The following is an 808-nucleotide window of genomic DNA, read 5'->3' as shown; positions in this document are numbered from 1 at the left end:
TTGCGCCTCGACTTCGAGGACGGCTACGGCGACCGGGGCGACGAAGCAGAAGACGTCGCGGCCGTGGCGGCTGCCCAGGCTGTCAGCGAAGCCGTTGCCGCGGGGTCCGCGCCGCCGTTCATCGGCATCCGGTTCAAGTGTTTCGAGGCCCCCACCCGGGCACGTGGCCTGAAGACCCTGGACCTGTTCGTCTCCACTTTGGCCTCCGCAGGAGAGCTGCCCGAGGGCCTCATCCTGACCCTGCCGAAGGTCACCACTGTGGCCCAGGTACAGGCAATGGACTTCGCGGTCTCCCGGCTGGAAGAGATCCATTCCCTTCCGGCGGGCCGGCTCCGTTTCGAGGTCCAGGTAGAGACGCCGCAACTGATTCTCGGCCCGGAGGGGACCTCCCCCGTGGCCCGGCTTCCCCACGCAGTTCCGGGCCGCATCAGCGCATTGCATTACGGCACCTACGACTACTCCGCTTCGTTGCAGATCTCCGCGGAGTACCAGTCCATGGAGCACCCGGTGGCGGATTTCGCGAAGGAAGTCATGCAGCTGGCCGTTGCGGGAACGGGCATCCGGCTCTCCGACGGCTCCACCAACATCATCCCGGTGGGCGACAACGTGGAAAACGCGTGGAAGCTGCACGGCCGCTTGGTCCGCCGCTCCCTTGAACGCGGCTACTACCAGGGCTGGGACCTGCACGCTGCCCAGTTGCCGAGCCGTTTCGCTGCGACGTATGCCTTCTACCGCGAGGGCCTGCCGGCCGCCGCGGCCCGCCTGCGCAACTACGTGGAGCGTACCGAAGGCGGCGTTATGGACGAAC

General features: G+C 67.1%; 1 protein-coding gene. It reads left to right on the top strand.

All coding sequences use genetic code 11. The features are described 5' to 3' along the window. On the top strand, window positions 1-808 hold an 808-nt coding region (locus AHiyo1_RS17995), incomplete at both ends, for a DUF6986 family protein (RefSeq protein ID WP_445286234.1).

It is taken from the genome of Arthrobacter sp. Hiyo1, from assembly GCF_001263615.2.
Classification (GTDB): domain Bacteria; phylum Actinomycetota; class Actinomycetes; order Actinomycetales; family Micrococcaceae; genus Arthrobacter.
Note: the sequence above shows the minus strand (reverse complement) of the source record. Positions and strands in the feature narration are given on the sequence as shown.